Below are 20194 nucleotides of genomic sequence, written 5' to 3'. Positions count from 1 at the left end.
ATTAATTTATTAGTTTTTTAATAATGATAAAGACGCATTAACAGGGGCAGAGGTTGTAGGACCTTTAAAAACTGTTCCTGAAATGGTCAGTGTTTTGGTTTGATGGTTATTATACTGAATAGTAATGGTTTTCTGAAATGTACCCTCATTAGCAGCATTATAACCAACTTTTATTACCGAGGCAGCGCCGGCCTGAATAGCATCACGGCTCCATTCCGGCGTTGTACAACCGCAGGAAGCCTGCACATTTTCAAGCATCAGCGCATCTTTACCCGTGTTCACGATCTCAAAATTATGGGTTACAGGGCGTCCCTGTTGTATTTTTCCAAAATTATAGGTGGTTTCCTTTAGTTGTAATACTTCAGCTGGTTTGGTATCGGCCGAAGTTTGTGCCTGCATGGTTAACGAAAACGCTGCAAAGCAAAACAGCAACAATGTTAATTTCTTCATTATGTACAAAATTTTAAGGTTTTCGTCCGGTAAAAGCTAAGCTACATAATATTTTGAAAGCACAATAACAATTGTGTCGATAAAAAACTACAATGATAAGCCGTTCAAAATTACAGGTTTAACGACCCATTTGCCAATAAATTTTCGGGCTAATGACATTTTTTTAACAAGTCGGAAAAATGGCAGTATAATCAATATTTTTGTCGCATGGAAAATAGCACTCACATTCAATCGCTTGCCGGCGAGAAGCTGTCTTTCGATAAATTTCGCGAAGAAGTATTAAAAGATTACCGCCTGGCCTGCGAAAGCCGGGAGGCCAGTTTACTGGGTCGTAAAGAAGTGCTTACCGGCAAGGCCAAATTTGGCATTTTTGGTGATGGCAAAGAGGTTGCACAGATCGCTGCTTCCAAGTTTTTCCAACCCGGAGATTTTTTATCGGGTTATTACCGCGATCAAACGATTGCTTTTGCCACCGGTCAGGCTACTTTAGAAGAATTTTTTTCGCAGCTGTATGCCGACCCCGATACCAACAATGACCCCCATAGCGGCGGCCGCCAGATGAATTCGCATTTTGCCACCCCTATTGTCGATGAACAGGGCGAATGGCTCGATCTGGTAAACCGCAAAAATATTGCTGCCGGTTTGGCCCCTACTGCCGGCCAGATGCCCCGGGCTTTGGGAATGGCCCTGGCCTCGAAGCTGTTCCGTCATTCCGACGCCCTCAAACATTTAGATCATTTGAGCAATAGCGGCAATGAGATTTGTTTTTGCACTATCGGTGATGCTTCTACGTCGGAAGGACACTTCTGGGAAGCATTGAACGCCGCCGGTGTGATGCAGATACCTCTCGCTGTTTTTGTGTGGGACGATGGTTATGGCATTTCGGTGCCGCGCCGTATGCAAACCGTTAAAGGTTCTATTTCAGAAGCCATGCGCGGTATGCAAAAAAAAGATAACACCAACGGATTTGATATATATAAAGTAAAAGCATGGGATTATGCCGGCATGTGCGAAGTGTTTGAAGCCGCTATCACGCGTATGCGCGAAACCCATATCCCGGCACTTTTTCATGTTGAAGAAGTAACGCAACCCCAGGGGCATTCTACTTCGGGCAGCCACGAACGGTATAAAAGTCCCGAACGGCTTGCTTGGGAACGCGAATGGGACGGCAATAAAAAAATGCGGGAATGGATTCTTGAAAATACGCTGGCCAGTGAAGAAGAGCTGGAAGATATTGAAACGAAGGCCAAGGAAATGGTGCGCGAAAGCAAGCAAAGGGCATGGGAGAAATTCATTGTACCTGCTAAACAACTGGTTTACGGTGTAATTGAAATGCTCGAAAAACTGATTGCACAGGGGTCAGATTCCCACGGCGTTATTGCTGCCGCTAAAAATGCGTTGTCGGCCAACCGTGAACCATTGCGTAAAGATGTTATGCAGGCTTTGCATAAAATAATACAGGCCGAAGGTGATTCGACCTACATTCAGGAGGTAAAGTCACTATACCAGCAGCTGCGAACCGAAGGCTATGCCTGCTATGGATCGCATTTGTACGACGAAAGTCCGAAAAGCCCGCTGAAAGTGACCACTACTCCGTTGCAGTTTGCTCAGGATGCACCGATGATGAACGGGTACGAAATCCTGAATCATTACTTCGATGAACTGTTTGACAGTAACCCCAAAGTGCTGGCATTTGGCGAAGATTTAGGTAAAATAGGCGATGTGAACCAGGGCTTTGCCGGTTTACAGAATAAATATGGCGAACACCGCATTTTCGATACTTCTATACGCGAGCTAACCATTATTGGTCAGGGGGTAGGCCTTGCCTTCCGCGGTTTGCGCCCCATTGCCGAAATTCAATACATAGATTATTTATTGTATGGCCTGCAGGAGCTGAGCGACGATGCCTGTAGCTTATACTGGCGTACCAAAGGCCGCCAAAGCAGTCCGCTCATTGTGCGCACGCGCGGTCACCGGCTCGAAGGTATCTGGCACAGCGGTTCGCCCATGGGCATGATGTTGCATTCGCTTCGGGGCATGCACATTTGTGTGCCGCGCAACATGGTGCAGGCTGCCGGTATGTACAATACCTTACTGGGTGGCAACGACCCCGCTATTGTGGTAGAGTGCTTGAATGGATACAGACTGAAAGAAAAATTACCTGCCAACCTGATTGATTATAAAGTGGCTCTGGGTGTGCCGGAAATTATTAAAGAAGGGACCGACATCACCATTGTGTCGTACGGCAGTGTGTTGCGGGTGATCGGCGAAGCGGTTGCGATACTCGAAAAAGCCGATATCAGCTGCGAGATCATCGATGTGCAAACCCTTTTGCCGTTCGATGTGAACCATATTATTTTGCAGTCGCTCAAGAAAACCAATCGTATTGTATTTGTTGATGAAGATGTGCCAGGCGGCGCCTGCGGATTCATGTATAATAAAGTGCTGGAAGAGCAGGGAGGATATCGCTGGCTCGATGTTTCGCCGCGTACCATTACCGGTCAGGCACACCGGCCCAGCTACGGCAGCGACGGCGACTATTTCAGCAAACCAAATGTTGAAGAAATTGTTGATGTGATACAGGAGATGATGTCGGAATAAGGTACAAAGGCAATAAGCAATTTGCAATAGACAATTGGCAATAAGTAATGATATAACGGGCTCTGGTTAGTTTATTAAGAAATATAAAAAACTAACCATGGGTGTAAAAAACTTTAAAGAAACAAGAGTTTATAAACTGGCCTTTGAACTGGCCATGGAAATATTTGAAATATCTAAATCATTTCCGAAGGAAGAAGCATATTCACTGACTAATCAAATCAGAAGAGCTTCGAGGAGTGTTTGCGCTAATATTGCCGAAGCATATCGAAAAAAAATTTATCCGGCGCACTTTGTTTCAAAAACGTCAGATGCAGATACTGAAAATTCTGAAACGGGTGTTTGGCTTGATTTTTCAGTTGCATGTAAATATATTAGTCAGGAAAAATATAAAACTTTATCAGAAAAAAATCAGGAAACAGGCAGATTATTGGGACATATGATAAATAACCCCGATAAATATTAATTGTATTTTTTGCATATTGCCCATTGTCTATTGCCTATTGCCCATTTGTTATGAAACTAACCCTTTATCAAATTGATGCATTCACCAATTACATATTTGGTGGAAACCCTGCGGCTGTAATACCCCTTGATCAATGGATCAGCGATAGCCTTATGCAACGGCTGGCTATGGAGAATAACCTGAGCGAAACGGTTTTCTTTGTACCATCTTCGAAACCGGATGTTGATTATGAAATTCGCTGGTTTACACCCCTGGTTGAGATCAATTTATGCGGGCATGCCACGCTGGCGGCTGCCTTTGTGCTGTATCATGTAATGGGCTATGCTTATCAGGCCATTCGCTTTGAATCGAAAAGCGGCATTCTTACCGTTACCAAAAACTTCGATAAGATCAGCATGGATTTTCCTGCCTGGAAGCCTTCCCCATTAACTACCTGGCCGCCCGAATTATCTGTCGCTTTGGGTAATATACCTTTCACGAGTGTATACCAGTACCGCGATTTTCTGGTAGAGGTAGCCGATGAAAGTATGGTACAGTTGTGCCAGCCCGATTTTACACTGCTGAAAAAGATCGGTCAAAAAGTGATACTCACCGCAAAGGGCACCAAAGCCGATTTTGTGTCGAGGTTTTTTGCCCCATCGGCCGGTGTTGATGAAGATCCGGTAACCGGTTCAGCCCATGCACAACTGATTCCCTACTGGGCCGAAAAGATGGGGAAGAAATCATTGCACGCACGTCAGTTGTCAAAACGCGGCGGTGAATTATGGTGCGAATATCTTGGCGAACGGGTAACCATTTCGGGGCAATGCGTGTTTTATATGAAGGGCGAAATTGATTTATAATTTTACGTCGGAAAAGTCCGCAAGTCCGGAAGAAATGCAATGTCAAAGGTTCTTCTTTCCGACTTTCGGTCTTTCCGACTTCCGGACTTAATTAATATATGCTAACAGCTACCGAAAAACGATTTATAAAATATTGGGAAGATCAGCGGCAAGGTGGCCGCACGAAGTATTTTTTGTTGTACATACTGGCCGGCACTTTTATTGGCACAATTGTGCTTTCTTTTTTATCGGCTATGTTCACCGCAGGTTTCCCCGACAACCTGGGGTTAATTGTAATTGGCAGTTTTAGTATTATTACAATTGTTACAGTACTTACCTGGTACGTGAACGAAAAGAAATTTAAAGCTATTATTCAGCGGGAGATACGGGAGGGAATGCAACAAGACGCCAATAAGCAATAGACAATAGGCAATGAGAAGTTATTAATGAGTTGAAATTGCCAATTGCTTATTGCCAATTGTCAATTGAGAAACCGCTCCCGCTCCTGCGGAGTCGGCACCCGGCACTGGTCTTTTTTACCGAACCATTTATATCTGTTGGCGGCAATCAGCCGGTAAACGGCATCGCGTATAAACCGTGGTATAATAATAAACGCATACAATAACTTCCAAACGCCACCCAAATGTTTCAGCAATCGTAATACGCCCGCTGAGCGGGTATATAATTGATCGCCCTCGATCAGCATAAAAGAATTAAATGCATTCACCGGCAGGTTGTATTTGCGCAGGTATTCCTGCCCGGTTTTTCCCTGTAATGAACCAAATAAAAACTGCTTTTTTTTATCGCGCTTCAATACAAACTGAACCGTGCTGTTGCACAAATTGCAAACCCCATCAAAAAGAACGATATATTTTCCCGAAGTACTGGTCATTTCTGTTCGTAAAGGTAATTGCTGTTACTGAAACCGTTGCATGAAGCACTGAAACGAACTACATCATTATGTAGTTTGTTCATGGCAGGCGCCGGTTAATTTTGGCTATTATAAAGAATCTAAAACACTATTATGAAAAAAAGTATCATGCCCTGCCGGGCCTTTTTAATCATACTCTTTTTTCTGTTTCATGCCATGGCTTTTGCCCAATCGCCACGGTTGATTGCAGCCGTTGATTATCCGTTACATCTTAATGAAGTAAAAGATTCGTTGGTTCAGTTTGTACCTGTTACCATCGGCCCTTATTGTCCTAAAAAATTACTGGGCGGCGATCGCGAGTTTGGTGGTCATGGTCCTGAAATATGGGCATGGGTGCGGCTTAAGATCGTAAATAAAAACACCATCTATGCCGATGTGTATATGCATGCCCGTGAAACAGCCAGCGACTGGAGCGAAACAGAAGGCACCTGGTCGAAGCTGATTTATACAGCTCCGCAGGGAAGGGAAATCTCATCTATCGAAACCGGCCAGTATTCTGAAGTACATTATGTGAGCAGACCGGGCGTGAATGCATTTTCTCCGGCCGGACTGGTGCAGGCAATAGGCGGTGCGCAGGGCGCCGATGTTCCTTTTAAAGATGATGGCCTGGTAGCCCGCTGGAATATTGTGGGCGATACAGGAGGCGATGATATCAGCGACGACGACAACCCGAAAGACGATACGCAGGTAGCTATTCAGCTTAACCCTGTAAAAATAAAATTAAAAGGAGCCTATATTATTTTAAAACATGCTTTTGGAGTAACACCCCCGGTAAAGCAGGGAAAACAGTGATTTTTCATGTGCACGATCAGACCAGAAACGCAAAAAACCGTCCCGATTGCTATCGGAACGGTTTCTATATTTAAACACTTTATCGGTTGTCGGCTTTGGCAAGTTTGAGCGGATTGGCCATTGACCATTGACCATTCACCACGTTACTGCAGATTATGAAACACCTTCTGCACATCTTCATCCTGTTCCAGCTTATCAACCAGTTTCAGTAAATCATTCGCCTGTTCTTCGGGTAACTGAACGGTAGTGGTGGGTATCCATTCCACTTCAGCGGTGATGGGGATGATGCTTTTTTCTTCCAGCGCTTTTTGCATTTTGCCAAAATCATTAAATGCCACACGTATTACCAACACGCTTTCACCGTTTTCGCCGGTGCCTTCTCCCATTTCTTCCAAACCGAAATCGATCAGTTCCAGTTCAAGATCGTCCGGGCTCAGCCCTTCGGGTTTCAGTTTAAACACACCCATTTTTTTGAACTGAAAGCTCACGCTTCCGCTGTTGCCCAGCGTGCCATTGCCCTTATTGAAAATAGCTTTTACGTTGGCTACTGTACGTACGTGATTGTCGGTGGCCGTTTCTACCAATATGGCTACTCCATGCGGACCATATCCTTCGTACAGGATCTCCTCGTAATTCTCCATTTCCTTACCAGTAGCCCGTTTAACAGCCGCTTCTACACGGTCTTTGGGCATGTTCACGCTTTTGGCATTCTGAAAACAACGCCGCAGGGCAGGGTTGGTATTGGGATCGGGGCCACCCGCTTTTACAGCGATAGCAATTTCTTTTCCAATCCGGCTAAATTGTTTCGCCATCCGGTCCCACCGGGCAAACATGGTTGATTTACGTACTTCAAATATGCGACCCATATATTAGTTTATGGTTTGTTGTTTATGATTTAATGTGGTTACCGGTTTCCGGTTACCGGTTACCAGAAACCGGTAACTGGTGACGGAAATTCGGGCTGCAAAAATAAAATAACCCGGGCACGTGGCAAACATACGCTTTTGAAAAAACAAAACCCCGCCGTAGGGCGGGGCCTGTTAAAATAGTTATAAATGAACCGGTTTATTTTTTGGCCATTTTCATACCGAATAATATACCGTGTAAACCGGCAAATATTAATGAAAAATAAAAGATACCGGCATCATCGGGGGTAAGGCTGTGATGAACGAGTGCTACAATGGCCAGTATCACCGAAAGTATCAGCCCGCATATGCCGCCAACCCGGTTGGCCTGGGGTATGGTGGCAGGGCTATTAGCCGACAATAAACTATGACGTACACTGTAAGCCAGGTAAATATCAAGACCCAGGATCATCCATACGATCAGCCTGATCCAGGTATCGAGCGGCAGAAACACCATCATGAACATACAGGTGAACACGCCCAAAATAGGCACTAAAGGTACAAATGGCGTTTTGAAGGCGCGGGGCGCATTCGGCATTGTTTTACGCATAATGATCACCCCGATACATACGAGGATGAAAGCAAACAGGGTTCCGATACTCGTCATTTCACCTACCACACGGGCTGGTACAAAGGCGGCGAACAGACTCACAAAAAGCAGGAACAACCCATTGTTTTTAGCCGGTGTGCGGAATTTGGGATGTACTTCAGAAAATACTTTTGGTAACAAACCATCTTTACTCATACTGAAAAACACACGGCTTTGGCCCATTAACATCACCAATATCACCGACATATACCCAGCCAGAATAGCTACTACAATGGCGCGGTTCAGCCATGGATAATCGGGATGAATAACGCCGGCTGCGTCGGGCTTGCCCATATGATCAATGGCAACGGCTACAGGTGCAATACCATCCTGACCTCTAAAGGTGGTGTAGCTGGTTACGCCTGTCATTACGTGTGCAAATAAGATATACAGAATGGTACAAATAGCGAGGGAACCGAGGATACCCCAGGGCATGTCTTTTTTGGGATTCTTTGCTTCCTGGGCGGCGGTACTCACCGCATCAAATCCTATATAGGCAAAAAACACAATGGCCGCTGCGCGGATAATGCCGCTAAAGCCAAACTCTCCAAAATTGCCTGTATTTTCGGGTATGTAAGGAGTGTAGTTCGAATTATTGATGTACTGCCAGCCAAGGAAAATAAAGATTAATACCACAATCACTTTCAGGGTCACAATAACAGCATTTACCGAGGCGCTTTCTTTGGTGCCTTTTATGAGCAGTAAACTCATTAATATTACTACAAATACAGCAGGAACATTAATTATGCCGCCATCCCAGGGTCCTGTTGCCAGCGAAGCCGGTAAATGAATATCAAAGCCTGCAAGGAATTTTACCAGGTAACGGCTCCAGCTGATACTCACTGTAGCAGCGCCTACAGCATATTCAAGAACAAGGTCCCAGCCAATGATCCAGGCAATGAATTCACCCATGGTAGCATAGGAATAGGTATATGCACTTCCCGCAACGGGGATCATAGAAGAAAATTCAGCATAACATAAACCGGCAAAAGCACAACCCAATGCAGCAACAATGAATGAAATGGTGATGGCAGGCCCCGCCTGATTGGCGGCAGCGCCACCGGTAATGGAGAATAAACCGGCGCCAATGATAGCGCCAATCCCCAATGCTACAAGTGATCCTTTGCCCAGGGTTTTTTTAAGCGAGTGTCCACTGGAATCCTTTACTTCATTTAATAATGAATCCAGCGGTTTTTTTACAAATAAACTCATAAGAGTAGTTAGAAGTTTTAAAAATGAAGAGTATTTACTTAATCATGTATATAGGTCGGAAAGATAAGGATTTCTTAAAATTACGGGTTAAAAGATATGCTAAATAGCGTAATAAATTGACGGGAAAGATAAACCGACCTAACCAGCTGTTTTCTTCATTTAATATTATATTGCACCCTATTATCTCAACCGAATTGCATGAAAAAAAACAGGCTCACGCTGTATATACTGGTAGCAATGGCCGCGGGTATTATTGTGGGTTACCTGATGCACACCGCAGGAACCGGACACAAAATAACCTATTCGCCTGTTAAAGATTATACCGGAAAAGATACCATTACCCTGGTGATGTCGGGAAAAGAAGTTATTCAACCAATTGAAGTTGTGAAAGATTCTGCGGCGTTTCGCGAAACCATAGCAGCCCCCGGAACATGGGTTGTGGTGGCCAATTCGAACCAAAACTATGATGCCGACCCATCCCTGTCGCTGAGTAAAATAAAAACCGGTCCTAAACACGGCAGCGCCACCATCACAGCCATTCAGTCGTTTTCGGACAACATTAAATTATTGACTACTATTTTCCTGCGGCTGGTTCAAATGATTATCGCGCCGCTGGTATTTTGTACACTGGTGGTAGGCATAGCCAAACTGGGCGATTTGAAAACCGTAGGCAGGGTAGGAGGTAAAGCATTATTGTGGTTTATAAGCGCATCACTGGTAAGCCTGTTGATTGGTATGCTGATCGTAAATCTTGCAAAACCAGGAAATGCTATTACAGGGATGGCCGATAAGGTCGGCGCTCAGGACCTGATTGGTAAAACACAGGAGTTTTCGCTGGCCAAATTTGTGGAGCACGTATTTCCGAAAAGCGTAATTGAGGCCATGGCCAATAATGAAATACTGCAGATTGTTATCTTCAGTATTTTTTTTGGTGTAGCGATGTCGGCTTTAGGCAGTGTTACCAAACCTGTTATAAATGCGTTGGATGCGGTGGCGCATGTAATTTTAAAAATGGTGGGCTATGTAATGAACTTTGCCCCTTTAGGCGTGTTTGGTGCCATAGCAGCGGTAATAGCCACCAGAGGGCTGGAAGTATTTAATTTTTACGGCCAGTACCTGCTGTTCTTTTTATTAGGCATTGTTTTGTTGTGGGCGGTTTTATTAACAGTAGGATTTTTAATTTTAGGCAAACGGGTAGCTTCTTTAATAAAAAGAATTGCTTCGCCAATGCTGGTTGCTTTTAGCACCACCAGCAGTGAAGCAGTTTTTCCCAAGCTCACCGAAGAACTGGAGCGTTTTGGATGCCGCGACAAAATCGTATCATTTATTTTACCATTGGGATATAGTTTTAATCTCGATGGTAGCATGATGTATATGACCTTTGCCAGTTTGGCTATTGCCCAGGCTTCAGGCATTCATCTCGATTTGGGTACCCAGTTAACCATGTTGCTGGTGCTGATGTTAACCAGTAAAGGCATTGCCGGGGTGCCCCGCGCCTCACTGGTTGTAGTAACCGCAACCTGCGCCATGTTTAAAATTCCGCCCGAAGGTGTTGCCCTGATATTGCCTATAGATCATTTTTGCGATATGTTCCGTACCATGACGAATGTGGTAGGAAATGCGCTGGCTACCAGCGTGGTAAGCAAATGGGAAGGTGAACTGAAGCCTGAACTAAAACAGCAGGAGCCGGTATTGGTGAGTGATTAGATACCGGATATCCGGTAACTGGCAACTGGTAGCCGGTATCCGGTAACAGAAAACAAAACAAATAAACCTATTCATATAGATTTTTATGGTTAAACGACTGATATTTTTTTTGTTGAATGTGTTTGCTTTTTCAGTGGCTATGGCACAGCAGCAGATCAGGGTTCAACTCACCAACCAGTACGAAATGCCGGTTGGTCATATAACGATTGCTAATGGTGGTCAAACTTCTGATTACAATGCCGATAAAATGGGTTTTGTAACTATAACAATCACTCCATCTGATTCAATAACGTTCATCAGTGCGCAACATGCTCCGCTAACAATTGCTACTGCTTCATTACACGAAAACCAATTAATTACGCTGCACAAATCATTTACCTGGAAAGACCTGCTGAACCCGATGTTCTACATTGTATATGGCGGGCTTTGGCTGTTGTTGTTCATTGTGTTTGCCGAAACGGGTTTATTTGTAGGGTTCTTTTTACCCGGCGACAGCCTGTTATTTGTTGCCGGTATTTACAGTAGTAACCTGGCGACTGAGCTGCTTAAAACATTAGGTTTGGCCAGCGTACGTTTTGAGTGGTTAGACCTGTTTGTACTGATTTCCCTTATTTCACTGGCAGGTATTTTAGGCAATGCTGTGGGTTATTGGTTTGGCCGAAAGATTGGTCCTACCATGTTCCATTGGCGCGACCGGTTTTTATTTAAGAAAAGATATTTGTACGAAGCACACGATTTTTACGAAAAGCATGGCGGCGGCGCTATTATATTTGCTCGTTTTTTACCAATTGTACGAACATTTGCACCGATCGTTGCGGGCATTGTTGATATGGATAAAAAGAAATTTTCTTTCTTTAATATGATAGGTTGTGTTTCCTGGGTATTCAGTATGATCATAGCGGGCCATTTTTTGCAGAAATGGATATTCACCCAGTTTGATTTTGATCTTAAAAAACATCTTGAAATAATTGTATTGGGAATTGTAATTGTAACCACAGCTCCGGTGCTCATCAAATTATTTTCCGGTAAAAAGAAAGGAAAAGAAACAGTTACCCCACCACCAACTCATAAATAGAATGCAATCGAAATCAGCTTCAATTTTTAACCTCGCTGTAATTGTAGCGGCCCTTGGATATTTTGTAGACATCTACGATCTGTTGCTGTTTAATATTGTTCGGGAACCAAGTTTAAGGTCATTGGGGATAATAGATAAAGACATGGTGGCCACCAGTACCCATATCATAAACTGGCAAATGATCGGCTTGTTTTTGGGCGGCGTTATCTGGGGTGTTATGGGCGATAAACGTGGACGGCTCAGTGTATTATTCGGTTCTATTTTATTATACTCGGTAGCCAATTTTTTAACAGCCTATGTAACAGATATAAATCAATATGCCTGGGCCCGGTTTATGGCAGGTGTTGGACTGGCTGGTGAACTGGGAGCCGGTATTACCCTGGTAAGTGAGCTGTTGCCAAAAGAAAAAAGAGGCATCGGCACTTCGCTGGTAGCAGGCATTGGCTTGTTTGGGGCTGTATTTGCCTATTATACGTTCGACTTTAGTCAGGACTGGCGTTTGTGTTATAAAATCGGCGGGTGCCTGGGTGTAGTATTGTTAGTGTTGCGTATAAGTGTTGCCGAAAGCGGCATGTTTAACCAGGTAAAGGCTCAGAATGTACAACGTGGTAACTTTCTGAAGTTTTTTACCAATGCAACCCGGTTCAGAAAATATATAATGGCGATTTTAATCGGTTTGCCTACCTGGTTTGTAATTGGTGTTTTGGTTAATCTCAGCAACCGGTTTGCAACGGCCTTATATGGCGATAATAAAATAAACAGTGGAAAAGCAATTATGTATGCCTACGCTGCCATTGCTATTGGGGATATTACAATCGGTCTCGTAAGCCAGTATTTTAAAAGCCGCAAAAAAGCCTTGTACCTGTTTTATGGTTTAACCATATTGTCGGGTATATTATTTTTCAGTGCTTTTAATAATAACGACACGTCGATGTACGTGATTTGTGCTTTGCTTGGGTTCAGCACCGGTTTCTGGGCCATATTTGTAACCATTGGCGCCGAACAATTTGGTACCAATATGCGTGCAACGGCGGCTACTACTATACCGAACATGGTGCGTGGATCGTTGCCGCTGATTAACCTGTTGTTTAAAGATTTATTTATTGAAGACATGAAGTGGGGCCTTGTAAAAAGTGGCATTGTTACCGGTATAATTGTTATGGTCATAACGCTTATAGCTGCTTATTTTACCGAAGAAACATTTCATAAAGATCTTAATTATGTAGAATAGAAGTCCGGAAGCCCGCAAGTCCGGAAGTCGGAAAGAATATGAAACTTCTTATTATCAGATTCAGTTCTATCGGGGATATTGTTTTAACAACTCCTGTTGTCCGTTGCCTGAAAAAACAGTTGCCGGAGGCAGAAGTGCATTATCTTACCAAAGCATCGTTTCGTGCGGTGCTTGAAGCCAATCCTTATATCGATAAACTGCATTACCTGCAAGATGATCTGCAGGCCGTTATTGCTGAGCTGCAGCAGGAAAATTTCGATTATGTGATTGATTTGCATCATAACCTGCGCACCATGCGGGTTAAAAAAGCATTGGGTAAAAAAGTATTCTCTTTTAATAAGCTCAATGTTCAGAAATGGATTTACACGGCGCTTAAGATAAATGTATTACCACCTGTACATATTGTAGACCGTTATATGGACGCTGTGCAGCCGCTGGGTGTTAAAAACGATGGCCGGGGGCTTGATTATTTTATTCCTGAAAAAGATAAGGTAAAAGAAAGCGATATACCGGTGGCGCATCTGGCAGGTTATATTGGTGTGGTAATTGGTGCTGCCCATAACACCAAAAAATTACCATTGCATAAACTGAAAGAATTTTGTGCAACCATTGAGCATCCGGTTATTTTATTGGGTGGAAAGGAAGATCGTGAAAATGGAGAAGAGATTGCCGCAGTTGACTGTCATAAAATTTATAATGCCTGCGGAAAATTCAATATCAACGAATCGGCCGATCTGGTTCGAAGGGCAAAGCTGATCATTACCCACGATACAGGTTTGATGCATATAGCTGCGGCATTTAAAAAACAGGTGATATCTGTTTGGGGTAATACGGTACCCCAGTTTGGCATGTATCCTTATTACGGTAATGTGCAAATGCCAACATCCAATAATAAATTGCCTTATGATATCATGGAAGTGCGTAAATTATACTGTCGCCCTTGCTCCAAGATAGGGTATAATAAATGTCCGCTCGGGCATTTTAAGTGCATGGAAAAGATCCCGGTACAGGATATGATTGATAAGGTGCATCAGCGAATTTAGCAGTTTAAGATATTAAGTATAAGGTGGTTGCCGCGATTTTGAACACGCCGACATAAATAAGACAGCCAAATAATAATAAAGGTGAGCCAATCGACTCACCTTTACTTTTTAATAACAGGTTGCCAGCTATTAATTATAAATTATGAATTTCAACAACCTTATACCTTAAACCTTATACCTGCTACTTCACTTCTTCCAGCTTGCTCTTCATTGATTCAGGAACTTCGTTTATATCCATAATGCGCAATTTGTGCTCATTAGAGGTAGAAGTAGTGCTGTTTTGGCTTACCAGCGTTTCATTAATATCAGTTTGTTTTAATTTGTACATAGCACCGGTAGCAGGATCAATAATAAGCAAACCGAGTAATCCTCCGAATAGCAGGTTGCCAAAATACCAGCCATTAATGGTAGCGGTTAACTCAACTGTTTTATCAGCAAAACCGGGTTTACTGATAGTAACCGAATATTTGGCATTGGAAAAAAATCCGGCGCCCGATTTCAATTTTACCAGAGCAGGTGTTTTGCCGGTAAAAACCTGTTCGCCGCGGCGGTTCTTAATGGTTACTGAGGCATCGCGGGGCGTACTGTCGATGGAAACTGGATATTTGGTTTTACTAACGATTGATGCGCAGGAAGTGGAAAATACAATCAGGCCTGCGATAACCAGGGCTTTGGTTAACGAAAACATAGGTGGTTAATTTTTAAGGTGTTTTTGGTTAAATAAGCGTAAAAGTATAATTACGATTAAGTATTTGCAACAAATAGCGGGGAATTTTTATCACGTAAGAATAAAGTTTAATTCAACTTCGTTTTTTCAAGCGTTTGCAGCTTGCCTGCTATCAGTTTTTTTTCGGCTATTGAAGTGGTGAGTGCGTACGCCTGTTGCAAAAACTTCCGGGCATTGTGTTCATCGCTCAATTGCCAGTACAGATCGCCCAAAACTGCACTGAATATATAGTGCGTGTTTATTAATTTATCAATGTCGTTTATTTGCCATATGTCACTAATGGCTGTGGCTGTTTGGTTTAGTTGCGACAGCACAATAGCGCGGTTAAGCATTACCAAAGCAGTTCGTTTTTGTTGCAGCAACATATCGTACAATTGTAACATGCGTTGCCAGTTGGTGGCTTCAAAAGAAGCTGCCAGGCAATGTTCGGCCGCAATGGCCGATTCAAGATGGTATACCGTTAATTCGTCGCCATGCGACGACATGCCCAAAAACTGGTAACCTTTTTGAATAAGCGCATTATTCCAGGTGCTTCGGTTTTGGTGCTGCAACAGAATAATAGAGTTGTTTTCGTCGATCCGGCTATCAAAACGCGATGCCTGAAAACACATCAATGCCAGTAAAGCCCAGGTAGCAGGTTGCCTGCCATTTTTATGTTCGCTCAATAACAGGCATAAACGCATGGCTTCGGCACACAGATCTCTGCGTATCAGTTCATCGGCCTTTACCGAATTATAGCCTTCATTAAAAAGAAGATATAATACTGTATACACGATATCGAGCCGGCTGGTTAATTCGCGGCCTGCAGGTATTTCAAGAGCAATCTGATTATCTTTTAAAAACTGTTTTGCCCTGTACAATCGTTTTTGGATAACCGCTTCGTTAGTAACAAGGGCATGGGCAATTTCGGAAATACTAAAACCCGATACTGTTTTTAATGTAAGCGCCACCTGGTCTTCTTCATTCAGGGAGGGATGGCAGCAGGCAAAGATCATCCGCAACTGGCTGTCGGCTATTTCTGAATCGGAAAAAAATTGTTTTACGGTTTGTTCTGTTTCGTGCTGCAGTTCATGGGCCAGCTCACGTGAATATTGTTCAAAGCGTTGCTGACGGCGAATAATGTCAATGGCCCGGTTGCGGGCTACCTGCATCAGCCAGCCTGCCGGGTTATCGGGCATGGGGTTGAATGACCAGGTTTGCATGGCGCGCAAAAAGGCTTCCTGTACCACATCTTCAACCATCTCAATGTTATGCATACCAAAGATGCGGGTTAACACAGCGATCATCTTTCCCGACTGGTGCCGGAAAAGATGATCGGCTAATTTCTTTGCTGCATGTTCCGCTTCGCTCATATTTTTGAGTATGAACTGTTTTAAGTCGCGCCTTGCGTGACCCTACTCTTTTTAGCTAATAGGTTATAAGAGAAAAAAAAGTAAAAAAGATATATATATTTTTAAAAGCTCATTATTTATTCACGCAGTCGACAATTCAATTAATATCAATCTCTCCTTCATCTCTTTTTACTCTTTTATGCTCTTAGCGCTACTGCATTTGGGCCGCTGGCGGCCTTAACTTATTCAAATTTCATCACTTCTCTTACTTCAACGGCTCCTTCGATTGGTAAATCTGGGCAGCCTTTGGCAATTTCCGTTGCATCTTCAATAGTAGCGGCTTTGATGATAAAAAATCCGCCCACCAGCTCTTTGCTTTCGGCAAAAGGCCCGTCGGTCACCAGCGTTTTGGCGCCTTTTACAGTTTTGCCCGAAGGCATCAATGCTTCTCCGGCCACATATATTTGTTTGGCTTTCAGCTCTTCGATCCATGAAAACCATTTTTGCATATGCTGCTGCATTTCTTCGGGAGAGAAATCGTATTGAATGCCGCCGCCTTTGAAAATGAACATAAAATCTTTCATAATGTAAAATTTTAAAGATTACCAGATTAAGTTACCGGTTAAATGACGAACGAAAAGAAGGCAGCAGGACAAAACCGGAAAAAATAATTATGAAGTTGGAAATGCTGAACGCGTAATGCAAAACGCCAAATGCGAAAAGCTTAATGCAAAAAGCTGAACGCTTAACGCAATTAGTATTCAGCATTTAGCACATCTTTGGCTTAAATGTTTTGCGTTCCGTTACACCATGGGCGCAAAGGGTTACGCATTGTGCGTTAAGCGTTTGGCATTCTGCATAAAAAAGCGGCCCGGCCAAAACAGCCAGACCGCAGTAGCGATGATTAATGGTATGGACTAACTAACGAACAAAGATTTTTTGCACGATATTTCTTTGCGGGTCGCTGCCCACCACCCGAACAATGCAAATGCCTTCGGCCAATGGTGACAGGGAAATATCAATACGGCCGGTTCGGCCGTCGAGCGGCTGGGTTTGTAAAAGCCTACCCTGCATATTTACAATTTGTACAATCCTGAACGAATCGTTTAAATAAAGACTCACGCTACCGGTATTTACAATGGTTGGGAAAACGTAGTTTTCGGTAGTGCCGGTGGTTGCTACGGTAATAATGCGGGTAAAATCATAGCGGCCGTTTATATCTACCATTCGTATGCGATAAAATAAACGGTCATGCACATTTACCGGAAAATGCCTGAATGCGTAGGCTTTTCCATTCAGATAATTCCCTGCCGTAAGCACGCCCGCCTGTTGAAAATTGATGCCGTCTTTGCTGTATTCTATTTCATATAGCTTAAGATTACCGGGTTCCCAGGTGGTTCGCCATCTTAATTCAACACCACCATTGCCTGGTGCTGCAGAAAAGTCGCTCATAGCTACCGGTTCAGGCAGTTTCATGTAGTTGTCGGCTGCATCATTTACAAACCGGATTTTTTGACGATTATCGGTGTATGTATTGTTATTGGGAATTATCTTCCCCACATAAACAGGGGTATAATTTGCCTGTGCGGGATCAGGAGGTGTTTGTGCGGTAACCACATTCATTCCCGTTATATTGCCTGTTAATAGAATCGATGTGATACAGGCTGTTTTCCAACAACGACAGTAAAATTTTTTCATACTACACTTATTACGATCAATAATTTGGGCTTAGTAACTGCTGGGTCGGGGAGTGGGGCTATATAGTTTGATTCAAATTCAATGCCCGGGTTTAATCCATGAAGCAGGGAGTTGGAGGTCGGAAGTCTGATGTCGGAAGTCTGAGGTCGGAAGTCAGAGGTCTGATGTTGGAGGTAGGAGGTTGGGGATAAGATATATATGGCAGGAAGATGGAAATAAATAAAGAAGTCAGAAATTTGAAATCCGATTTAGTAAAGAGGCTGAGCTTTCAATCTCTTCTTCATTTCAGACTTCCGACTTCTGACTTCAGTTTTCCGGCTTCGCGTATTACAGCGTTTTCAGCACATCGTTCATGCTTCTAACTGCATCGGCACTTTTGTTAAAGAGGGCTTGCTCTTCGGCATTCAGACCAAAGTCGATGATTTTTTCCCAGCCGCTCTTTCCGATGATAACAGGAACACCCAAACAGATATCTTTCTGTCCGTATTCACCGTTCAACGATACGCAGCAAGTGAATAATTTTTTCTGATCGCGAACAATGCTTTCTACCAGGGCTGCTCCGGCTGCTCCGGGTGCATACCAGGCGCTGGTACCGATCAGTTTGGTCAGTGTAGCGCCGCCCACCATGGTATCGGCAACAATTTGTTTTTGTTTTTCTTCGCTCAGGAATTTGGTAACAGGTGCACTGTTCCAGGTAGCATAACGAATGAGGGGTATCATGGTAGTATCGCCGTGACCACCTACAACCACTGCATTCAGGTCGGCAGGGCTGCAGCCGAGGTGCTGGCTCAACTGATATTTAAAGCGGGCGCTGTCGAGGGTGCCACCCATACCAATGATCCTGTTCTTGGGCAAACCGGTTGCGGTTAAGGCCAGATAGGTCATGGTATCCATCGGGTTGCTGATAACGATAATAATGGCGTTGGGAGAGTGTTTCAGAATATTTTCGGCAACGCCTCTTACAATACCGGCATTGGTGCCAATCAGTTCTTCGCGGGTCATACCAGGTTTACGCGGAAGGCCCGAGGTAATTACAACTACATCACTGCCGGCAGTTTTTGAATAATCGTTCGTGCTGCCTGTAATTCTTGTATCAAAGCCAAGCAATGCGGCGGTTTGCATCATATCCTGAGCCTTGCCTTCAGCCAGTCCTTCTTTAATATCAAGCAGTACCAGTTCTTCAGCTAATTCGGCCCGGGCAATATTATCGGCGCAGGTGGCGCCTACAGCTCCAGCACCTACAACAGTTACTTTCATCTGAAAATATTTTAAAATGTTATCAATTTATGCGCAAAAATAGGTGGAGAACCTAAGAATAATAATGATTTTTGTTAGTTCTGTGTTATTTGATGGCGGCAAAGATGCTATTTTGCAAAGGCAGCCAGCATCTTATCAATTTTTACATTCCCCTCAAAAGTAGTGATCAGGTTACCGTGTTTATCGTATAATGCCAGGTAGGGCAAACTTTGCATGCGAAAGAAAGGGGGTAAAAAGAATTTGGTATCCTGCCCCATTTTGATGTTGTTGTATTCCTCGATTTTATGGTCTTTATAAAAAGCCACCATTGTTTCAAAAGGCTGGTGAGTGATCATAACGATCTGATATTTCTTCAAATCCTTCATACGCTTTTCCATATCGGCCCACTGGTGTTTGCAATGTTCGCAATCGGGACTGAAATACATTATTATAGTAGGCTGATGTTTCAGCTGATCTTTGGTAAGATTGGTACTATCGACCTGTAAAATGGTAAATGGCGGAACAATAGGAAAACGTTTGTATGCCGGACTATCGGGCGGCAGTGTTTGTGCAGAGGCCATTTTAACGGTAAATGCCAATAGAATAAGTAATAGGCGGTTTTTCATTCAATAAAGTTTTTAAGCCCTGGTAACCAATTCGGGGGCAACTTAAGTATCAATAATAATGTCTCTGGCCAAAATTCTCAGTTTTTTTTGGATAAATACTGATGAATTTTATTCGAATGCCTCAACTGTTTGACCGCCCCCGGTTTCTATAAAATTTTTTTCAAAAATAACAGTAAATGAATATGCTGTACAAGGACTGCCTTCATTTAACAAAAAACTTTTTGAAATGTCTACGAATTATTCGTAGATTTACGAAAAGATCGTAAATAATGGAAAAGTTAACCATACAGGAAGAACAGGCTATGCAGGCTATTTGGAAAACCGGTGAAGGGAACATAAAAATGTTCCTTGAAAACATGGAAAGCCCCCAGCCTCCTTATACCACACTTGCTTCTACTGTAAAAAATCTTGAAAAAAAGGGTTTGCTTAAAAGCCGGCTGGTAGGTAATACCTATTTATATGAACCGGCTATAACAGAGGAGGATTATAAAAAGAACTTTATGAGCGGCGTGGTAAAAGATTACTTCGACAACTCTTATAAAGAACTGGTGAACTTTTTTGTGGAACAAAAAAAGCTAAGTCCTTCTGAGCTGAAGGAGATCATTGATATGATTGAAAACGGAAGTCGGAAGTAAGAAGTCTGACGGCGGAGGCCGGAAGTCCGATGACTGATTTCTGAAGCAAGAAGTGTGATACAGAAAAGAAGACTGAATTGGGTACTCTTCTGACCTCAGACTTCCGACTTCGTTCTTCAGA

At 43.3% G+C, this 20194-nt stretch carries 20 protein-coding genes; 10 read left to right on the top strand and 10 right to left on the bottom strand.

Features of this window, described 5'->3' with window-relative positions; translation table 11 throughout:
- Positions 1 to 9: 9 nt before the first annotated feature.
- Positions 10 to 450 (bottom strand): DUF1573 domain-containing protein, encoded by a 441-nt coding sequence (locus AC59IL_RS13845; protein ID WP_496552739.1) that lies wholly within the window; start codon positions 448 to 450, stop codon positions 10 to 12.
- A gap of 207 nt (positions 451 to 657) precedes the next feature.
- On the opposite strand from AC59IL_RS13845, the gene AC59IL_RS13840 reads away from it, so the two are divergent.
- From AC59IL_RS13840 to AC59IL_RS13825, 4 genes are all read left to right on the top strand, one after another.
- Complete coding sequence (locus AC59IL_RS13840; RefSeq protein ID WP_496552738.1) at positions 658 to 3051, top strand: alpha-ketoacid dehydrogenase subunit alpha/beta; 2394 nt, start codon at positions 658 to 660, stop codon at positions 3049 to 3051.
- A gap of 97 nt (positions 3052 to 3148) precedes the next feature.
- Positions 3149 to 3514 carry a four helix bundle protein gene (locus AC59IL_RS13835; RefSeq protein WP_496552737.1) on the top strand — a complete coding sequence of 122 codons (366 nt, stop codon included), beginning with the start codon at positions 3149 to 3151 and terminating at the stop codon, positions 3512 to 3514.
- 50 nt (positions 3515 to 3564) lie between these two features.
- Positions 3565 to 4356, top strand: coding sequence for a PhzF family phenazine biosynthesis protein (locus AC59IL_RS13830; protein ID WP_496552736.1), 792 nt, complete (start codon positions 3565 to 3567; stop codon positions 4354 to 4356).
- A gap of 98 nt (positions 4357 to 4454) precedes the next feature.
- The gene (locus tag AC59IL_RS13825; protein WP_496552735.1) at positions 4455 to 4757 is read left to right on the top strand and encodes a hypothetical protein; all 303 of its coding nucleotides are present in this window, start codon (positions 4455 to 4457) and stop codon (positions 4755 to 4757) included.
- A gap of 59 nt (positions 4758 to 4816) precedes the next feature.
- Here AC59IL_RS13825 and AC59IL_RS13820 read toward each other — a convergent pair whose 3' ends face one another.
- Positions 4817 to 5227 carry a thiol-disulfide oxidoreductase DCC family protein gene (locus AC59IL_RS13820; protein ID WP_496552734.1) on the bottom strand — a complete coding sequence of 137 codons (411 nt, stop codon included), beginning with the start codon at positions 5225 to 5227 and terminating at the stop codon, positions 4817 to 4819.
- 132 nt (positions 5228 to 5359) lie between these two features.
- Between AC59IL_RS13820 and AC59IL_RS13815 the strand changes: the two genes are divergently transcribed.
- On the top strand, positions 5360 to 6058 hold the full coding sequence (locus AC59IL_RS13815) for a hypothetical protein (RefSeq protein WP_496552733.1): 699 nt from the start codon (positions 5360 to 5362) through the stop codon (positions 6056 to 6058).
- 143 nt (positions 6059 to 6201) lie between these two features.
- On the opposite strand, the gene AC59IL_RS13810 is transcribed toward AC59IL_RS13815, so the two are convergent.
- Positions 6202 to 6924: a YebC/PmpR family DNA-binding transcriptional regulator gene (locus AC59IL_RS13810; RefSeq protein ID WP_496552732.1), complete on the bottom strand. Its 723-nt coding sequence runs from the start codon at positions 6922 to 6924 to the stop codon at positions 6202 to 6204.
- Positions 6925 to 7123: 199 nt separating this feature from the next.
- Positions 7124 to 8764, bottom strand: coding sequence for an amino acid permease (locus AC59IL_RS13805; RefSeq protein ID WP_496552731.1), 1641 nt, complete (start codon positions 8762 to 8764; stop codon positions 7124 to 7126).
- A gap of 198 nt (positions 8765 to 8962) precedes the next feature.
- Here AC59IL_RS13805 and AC59IL_RS13800 point away from each other — a divergent pair, with 198 nt between their 5' ends.
- The 4 genes from AC59IL_RS13800 (at position 8963) to AC59IL_RS13785 (ending at position 13820) form a co-directional block, all read left to right on the top strand.
- Positions 8963 to 10471, top strand: a complete 1509-nt coding sequence (locus AC59IL_RS13800) for a dicarboxylate/amino acid:cation symporter (protein ID WP_496552730.1) — start codon at positions 8963 to 8965, stop codon at positions 10469 to 10471.
- A gap of 85 nt (positions 10472 to 10556) precedes the next feature.
- Positions 10557 to 11546: a DedA family protein gene (locus AC59IL_RS13795; RefSeq protein ID WP_496552729.1), complete on the top strand. Its 990-nt coding sequence runs from the start codon at positions 10557 to 10559 to the stop codon at positions 11544 to 11546.
- Between the two features lies 1 nt (position 11547).
- Positions 11548 to 12777 (top strand): MFS transporter, encoded by a 1230-nt coding sequence (locus AC59IL_RS13790; RefSeq protein ID WP_496552728.1) that lies wholly within the window; start codon positions 11548 to 11550, stop codon positions 12775 to 12777.
- A 38-nt stretch (positions 12778 to 12815) separates the two neighbouring features.
- A complete protein-coding gene (locus AC59IL_RS13785) occupies positions 12816 to 13820 on the top strand; it encodes a glycosyltransferase family 9 protein (RefSeq protein ID WP_496552727.1) in 1005 nt (334 codons plus the stop codon).
- Between the two features lie 181 nt (positions 13821 to 14001).
- Here AC59IL_RS13785 and AC59IL_RS13780 read toward each other — a convergent pair whose 3' ends face one another.
- The 6 genes from AC59IL_RS13780 to AC59IL_RS13755 form a co-directional block, all read right to left on the bottom strand.
- On the bottom strand, positions 14002 to 14508 hold the full coding sequence (locus AC59IL_RS13780; protein ID WP_496552726.1) for a PEGA domain-containing protein: 507 nt from the start codon (positions 14506 to 14508) through the stop codon (positions 14002 to 14004).
- A gap of 107 nt (positions 14509 to 14615) precedes the next feature.
- Positions 14616 to 15899 (bottom strand): RNA polymerase sigma factor, encoded by a 1284-nt coding sequence (locus AC59IL_RS13775; RefSeq protein ID WP_496552725.1) that lies wholly within the window; start codon positions 15897 to 15899, stop codon positions 14616 to 14618.
- 221 nt (positions 15900 to 16120) lie between these two features.
- Positions 16121 to 16462: a YciI family protein gene (locus AC59IL_RS13770; protein WP_496552724.1), complete on the bottom strand. Its 342-nt coding sequence runs from the start codon at positions 16460 to 16462 to the stop codon at positions 16121 to 16123.
- Between the two features lie 337 nt (positions 16463 to 16799).
- Positions 16800 to 17576, bottom strand: coding sequence for a T9SS type A sorting domain-containing protein (locus AC59IL_RS13765; RefSeq protein ID WP_496552723.1), 777 nt, complete (start codon positions 17574 to 17576; stop codon positions 16800 to 16802).
- A gap of 327 nt (positions 17577 to 17903) precedes the next feature.
- Positions 17904 to 18833, bottom strand: a complete 930-nt coding sequence (mdh, locus tag AC59IL_RS13760; RefSeq protein ID WP_496552722.1) for a malate dehydrogenase — start codon at positions 18831 to 18833, stop codon at positions 17904 to 17906.
- Between the two features lie 107 nt (positions 18834 to 18940).
- Entirely contained in the window at positions 18941 to 19438 is a 498-nt protein-coding gene (locus AC59IL_RS13755; protein ID WP_496552721.1) for a TlpA family protein disulfide reductase, read from the bottom strand.
- Positions 19439 to 19707: 269 nt separating this feature from the next.
- Here AC59IL_RS13755 and AC59IL_RS13750 point away from each other — a divergent pair, with 269 nt between their 5' ends.
- Complete coding sequence (locus tag AC59IL_RS13750; RefSeq protein ID WP_496552720.1) at positions 19708 to 20073, top strand: BlaI/MecI/CopY family transcriptional regulator; 366 nt, start codon at positions 19708 to 19710, stop codon at positions 20071 to 20073.
- The last annotated feature ends 121 nt before the right edge of the window (positions 20074 to 20194 follow it).

The sequence above is a fragment of the Niastella sp. sgz303648 genome, from assembly GCF_059587045.1.
The sequence above is the reverse complement of the archived record's forward strand: the minus strand, read 5'-3'. Positions and strand labels throughout refer to the sequence as shown.

Bases quoted from the DNA above. Each gene is read 5' to 3' on its own strand.
- AC59IL_RS13780 (WP_496552726.1), bottom strand. From the start codon at position 14,508: ATGTTTTCGTTAACCAAAGCCCTGGTTATCGCAGGCCTGATTGTATTT.
- AC59IL_RS13790 (WP_496552728.1), top strand. From the start codon at position 11,548: ATGCAATCGAAATCAGCTTCAATTTTTAACCTCGCTGTAATTGTAGCG.
- AC59IL_RS13845 (WP_496552739.1), bottom strand. From the start codon at position 450: ATGAAGAAATTAACATTGTTGCTGTTTTGCTTTGCAGCGTTTTCGTTA.
- AC59IL_RS13755 (WP_496552721.1), bottom strand. From the start codon at position 19,438: ATGAAAAACCGCCTATTACTTATTCTATTGGCATTTACCGTTAAAATG.
- AC59IL_RS13810 (WP_496552732.1), bottom strand. From the start codon at position 6,924: ATGGGTCGCATATTTGAAGTACGTAAATCAACCATGTTTGCCCGGTGG.
- mdh (WP_496552722.1), bottom strand. From the start codon at position 18,833: ATGAAAGTAACTGTTGTAGGTGCTGGAGCTGTAGGCGCCACCTGCGCC.
- AC59IL_RS13785 (WP_496552727.1), top strand. From the start codon at position 12,816: ATGAAACTTCTTATTATCAGATTCAGTTCTATCGGGGATATTGTTTTA.
- AC59IL_RS13750 (WP_496552720.1), top strand. From the start codon at position 19,708: ATGGAAAAGTTAACCATACAGGAAGAACAGGCTATGCAGGCTATTTGG.
- AC59IL_RS13815 (WP_496552733.1), top strand. From the start codon at position 5,360: ATGAAAAAAAGTATCATGCCCTGCCGGGCCTTTTTAATCATACTCTTT.
- AC59IL_RS13805 (WP_496552731.1), bottom strand. From the start codon at position 8,764: ATGAGTTTATTTGTAAAAAAACCGCTGGATTCATTATTAAATGAAGTA.
- AC59IL_RS13830 (WP_496552736.1), top strand. From the start codon at position 3,565: ATGAAACTAACCCTTTATCAAATTGATGCATTCACCAATTACATATTT.
- AC59IL_RS13840 (WP_496552738.1), top strand. From the start codon at position 658: ATGGAAAATAGCACTCACATTCAATCGCTTGCCGGCGAGAAGCTGTCT.
- AC59IL_RS13820 (WP_496552734.1), bottom strand. From the start codon at position 5,227: ATGACCAGTACTTCGGGAAAATATATCGTTCTTTTTGATGGGGTTTGC.
- AC59IL_RS13800 (WP_496552730.1), top strand. From the start codon at position 8,963: ATGAAAAAAAACAGGCTCACGCTGTATATACTGGTAGCAATGGCCGCG.
- AC59IL_RS13775 (WP_496552725.1), bottom strand. From the start codon at position 15,899: ATGAGCGAAGCGGAACATGCAGCAAAGAAATTAGCCGATCATCTTTTC.
- AC59IL_RS13770 (WP_496552724.1), bottom strand. From the start codon at position 16,462: ATGAAAGATTTTATGTTCATTTTCAAAGGCGGCGGCATTCAATACGAT.
- AC59IL_RS13765 (WP_496552723.1), bottom strand. From the start codon at position 17,576: ATGAAAAAATTTTACTGTCGTTGTTGGAAAACAGCCTGTATCACATCG.
- AC59IL_RS13795 (WP_496552729.1), top strand. From the start codon at position 10,557: ATGGTTAAACGACTGATATTTTTTTTGTTGAATGTGTTTGCTTTTTCA.
- AC59IL_RS13825 (WP_496552735.1), top strand. From the start codon at position 4,455: ATGCTAACAGCTACCGAAAAACGATTTATAAAATATTGGGAAGATCAG.
- AC59IL_RS13835 (WP_496552737.1), top strand. From the start codon at position 3,149: ATGGGTGTAAAAAACTTTAAAGAAACAAGAGTTTATAAACTGGCCTTT.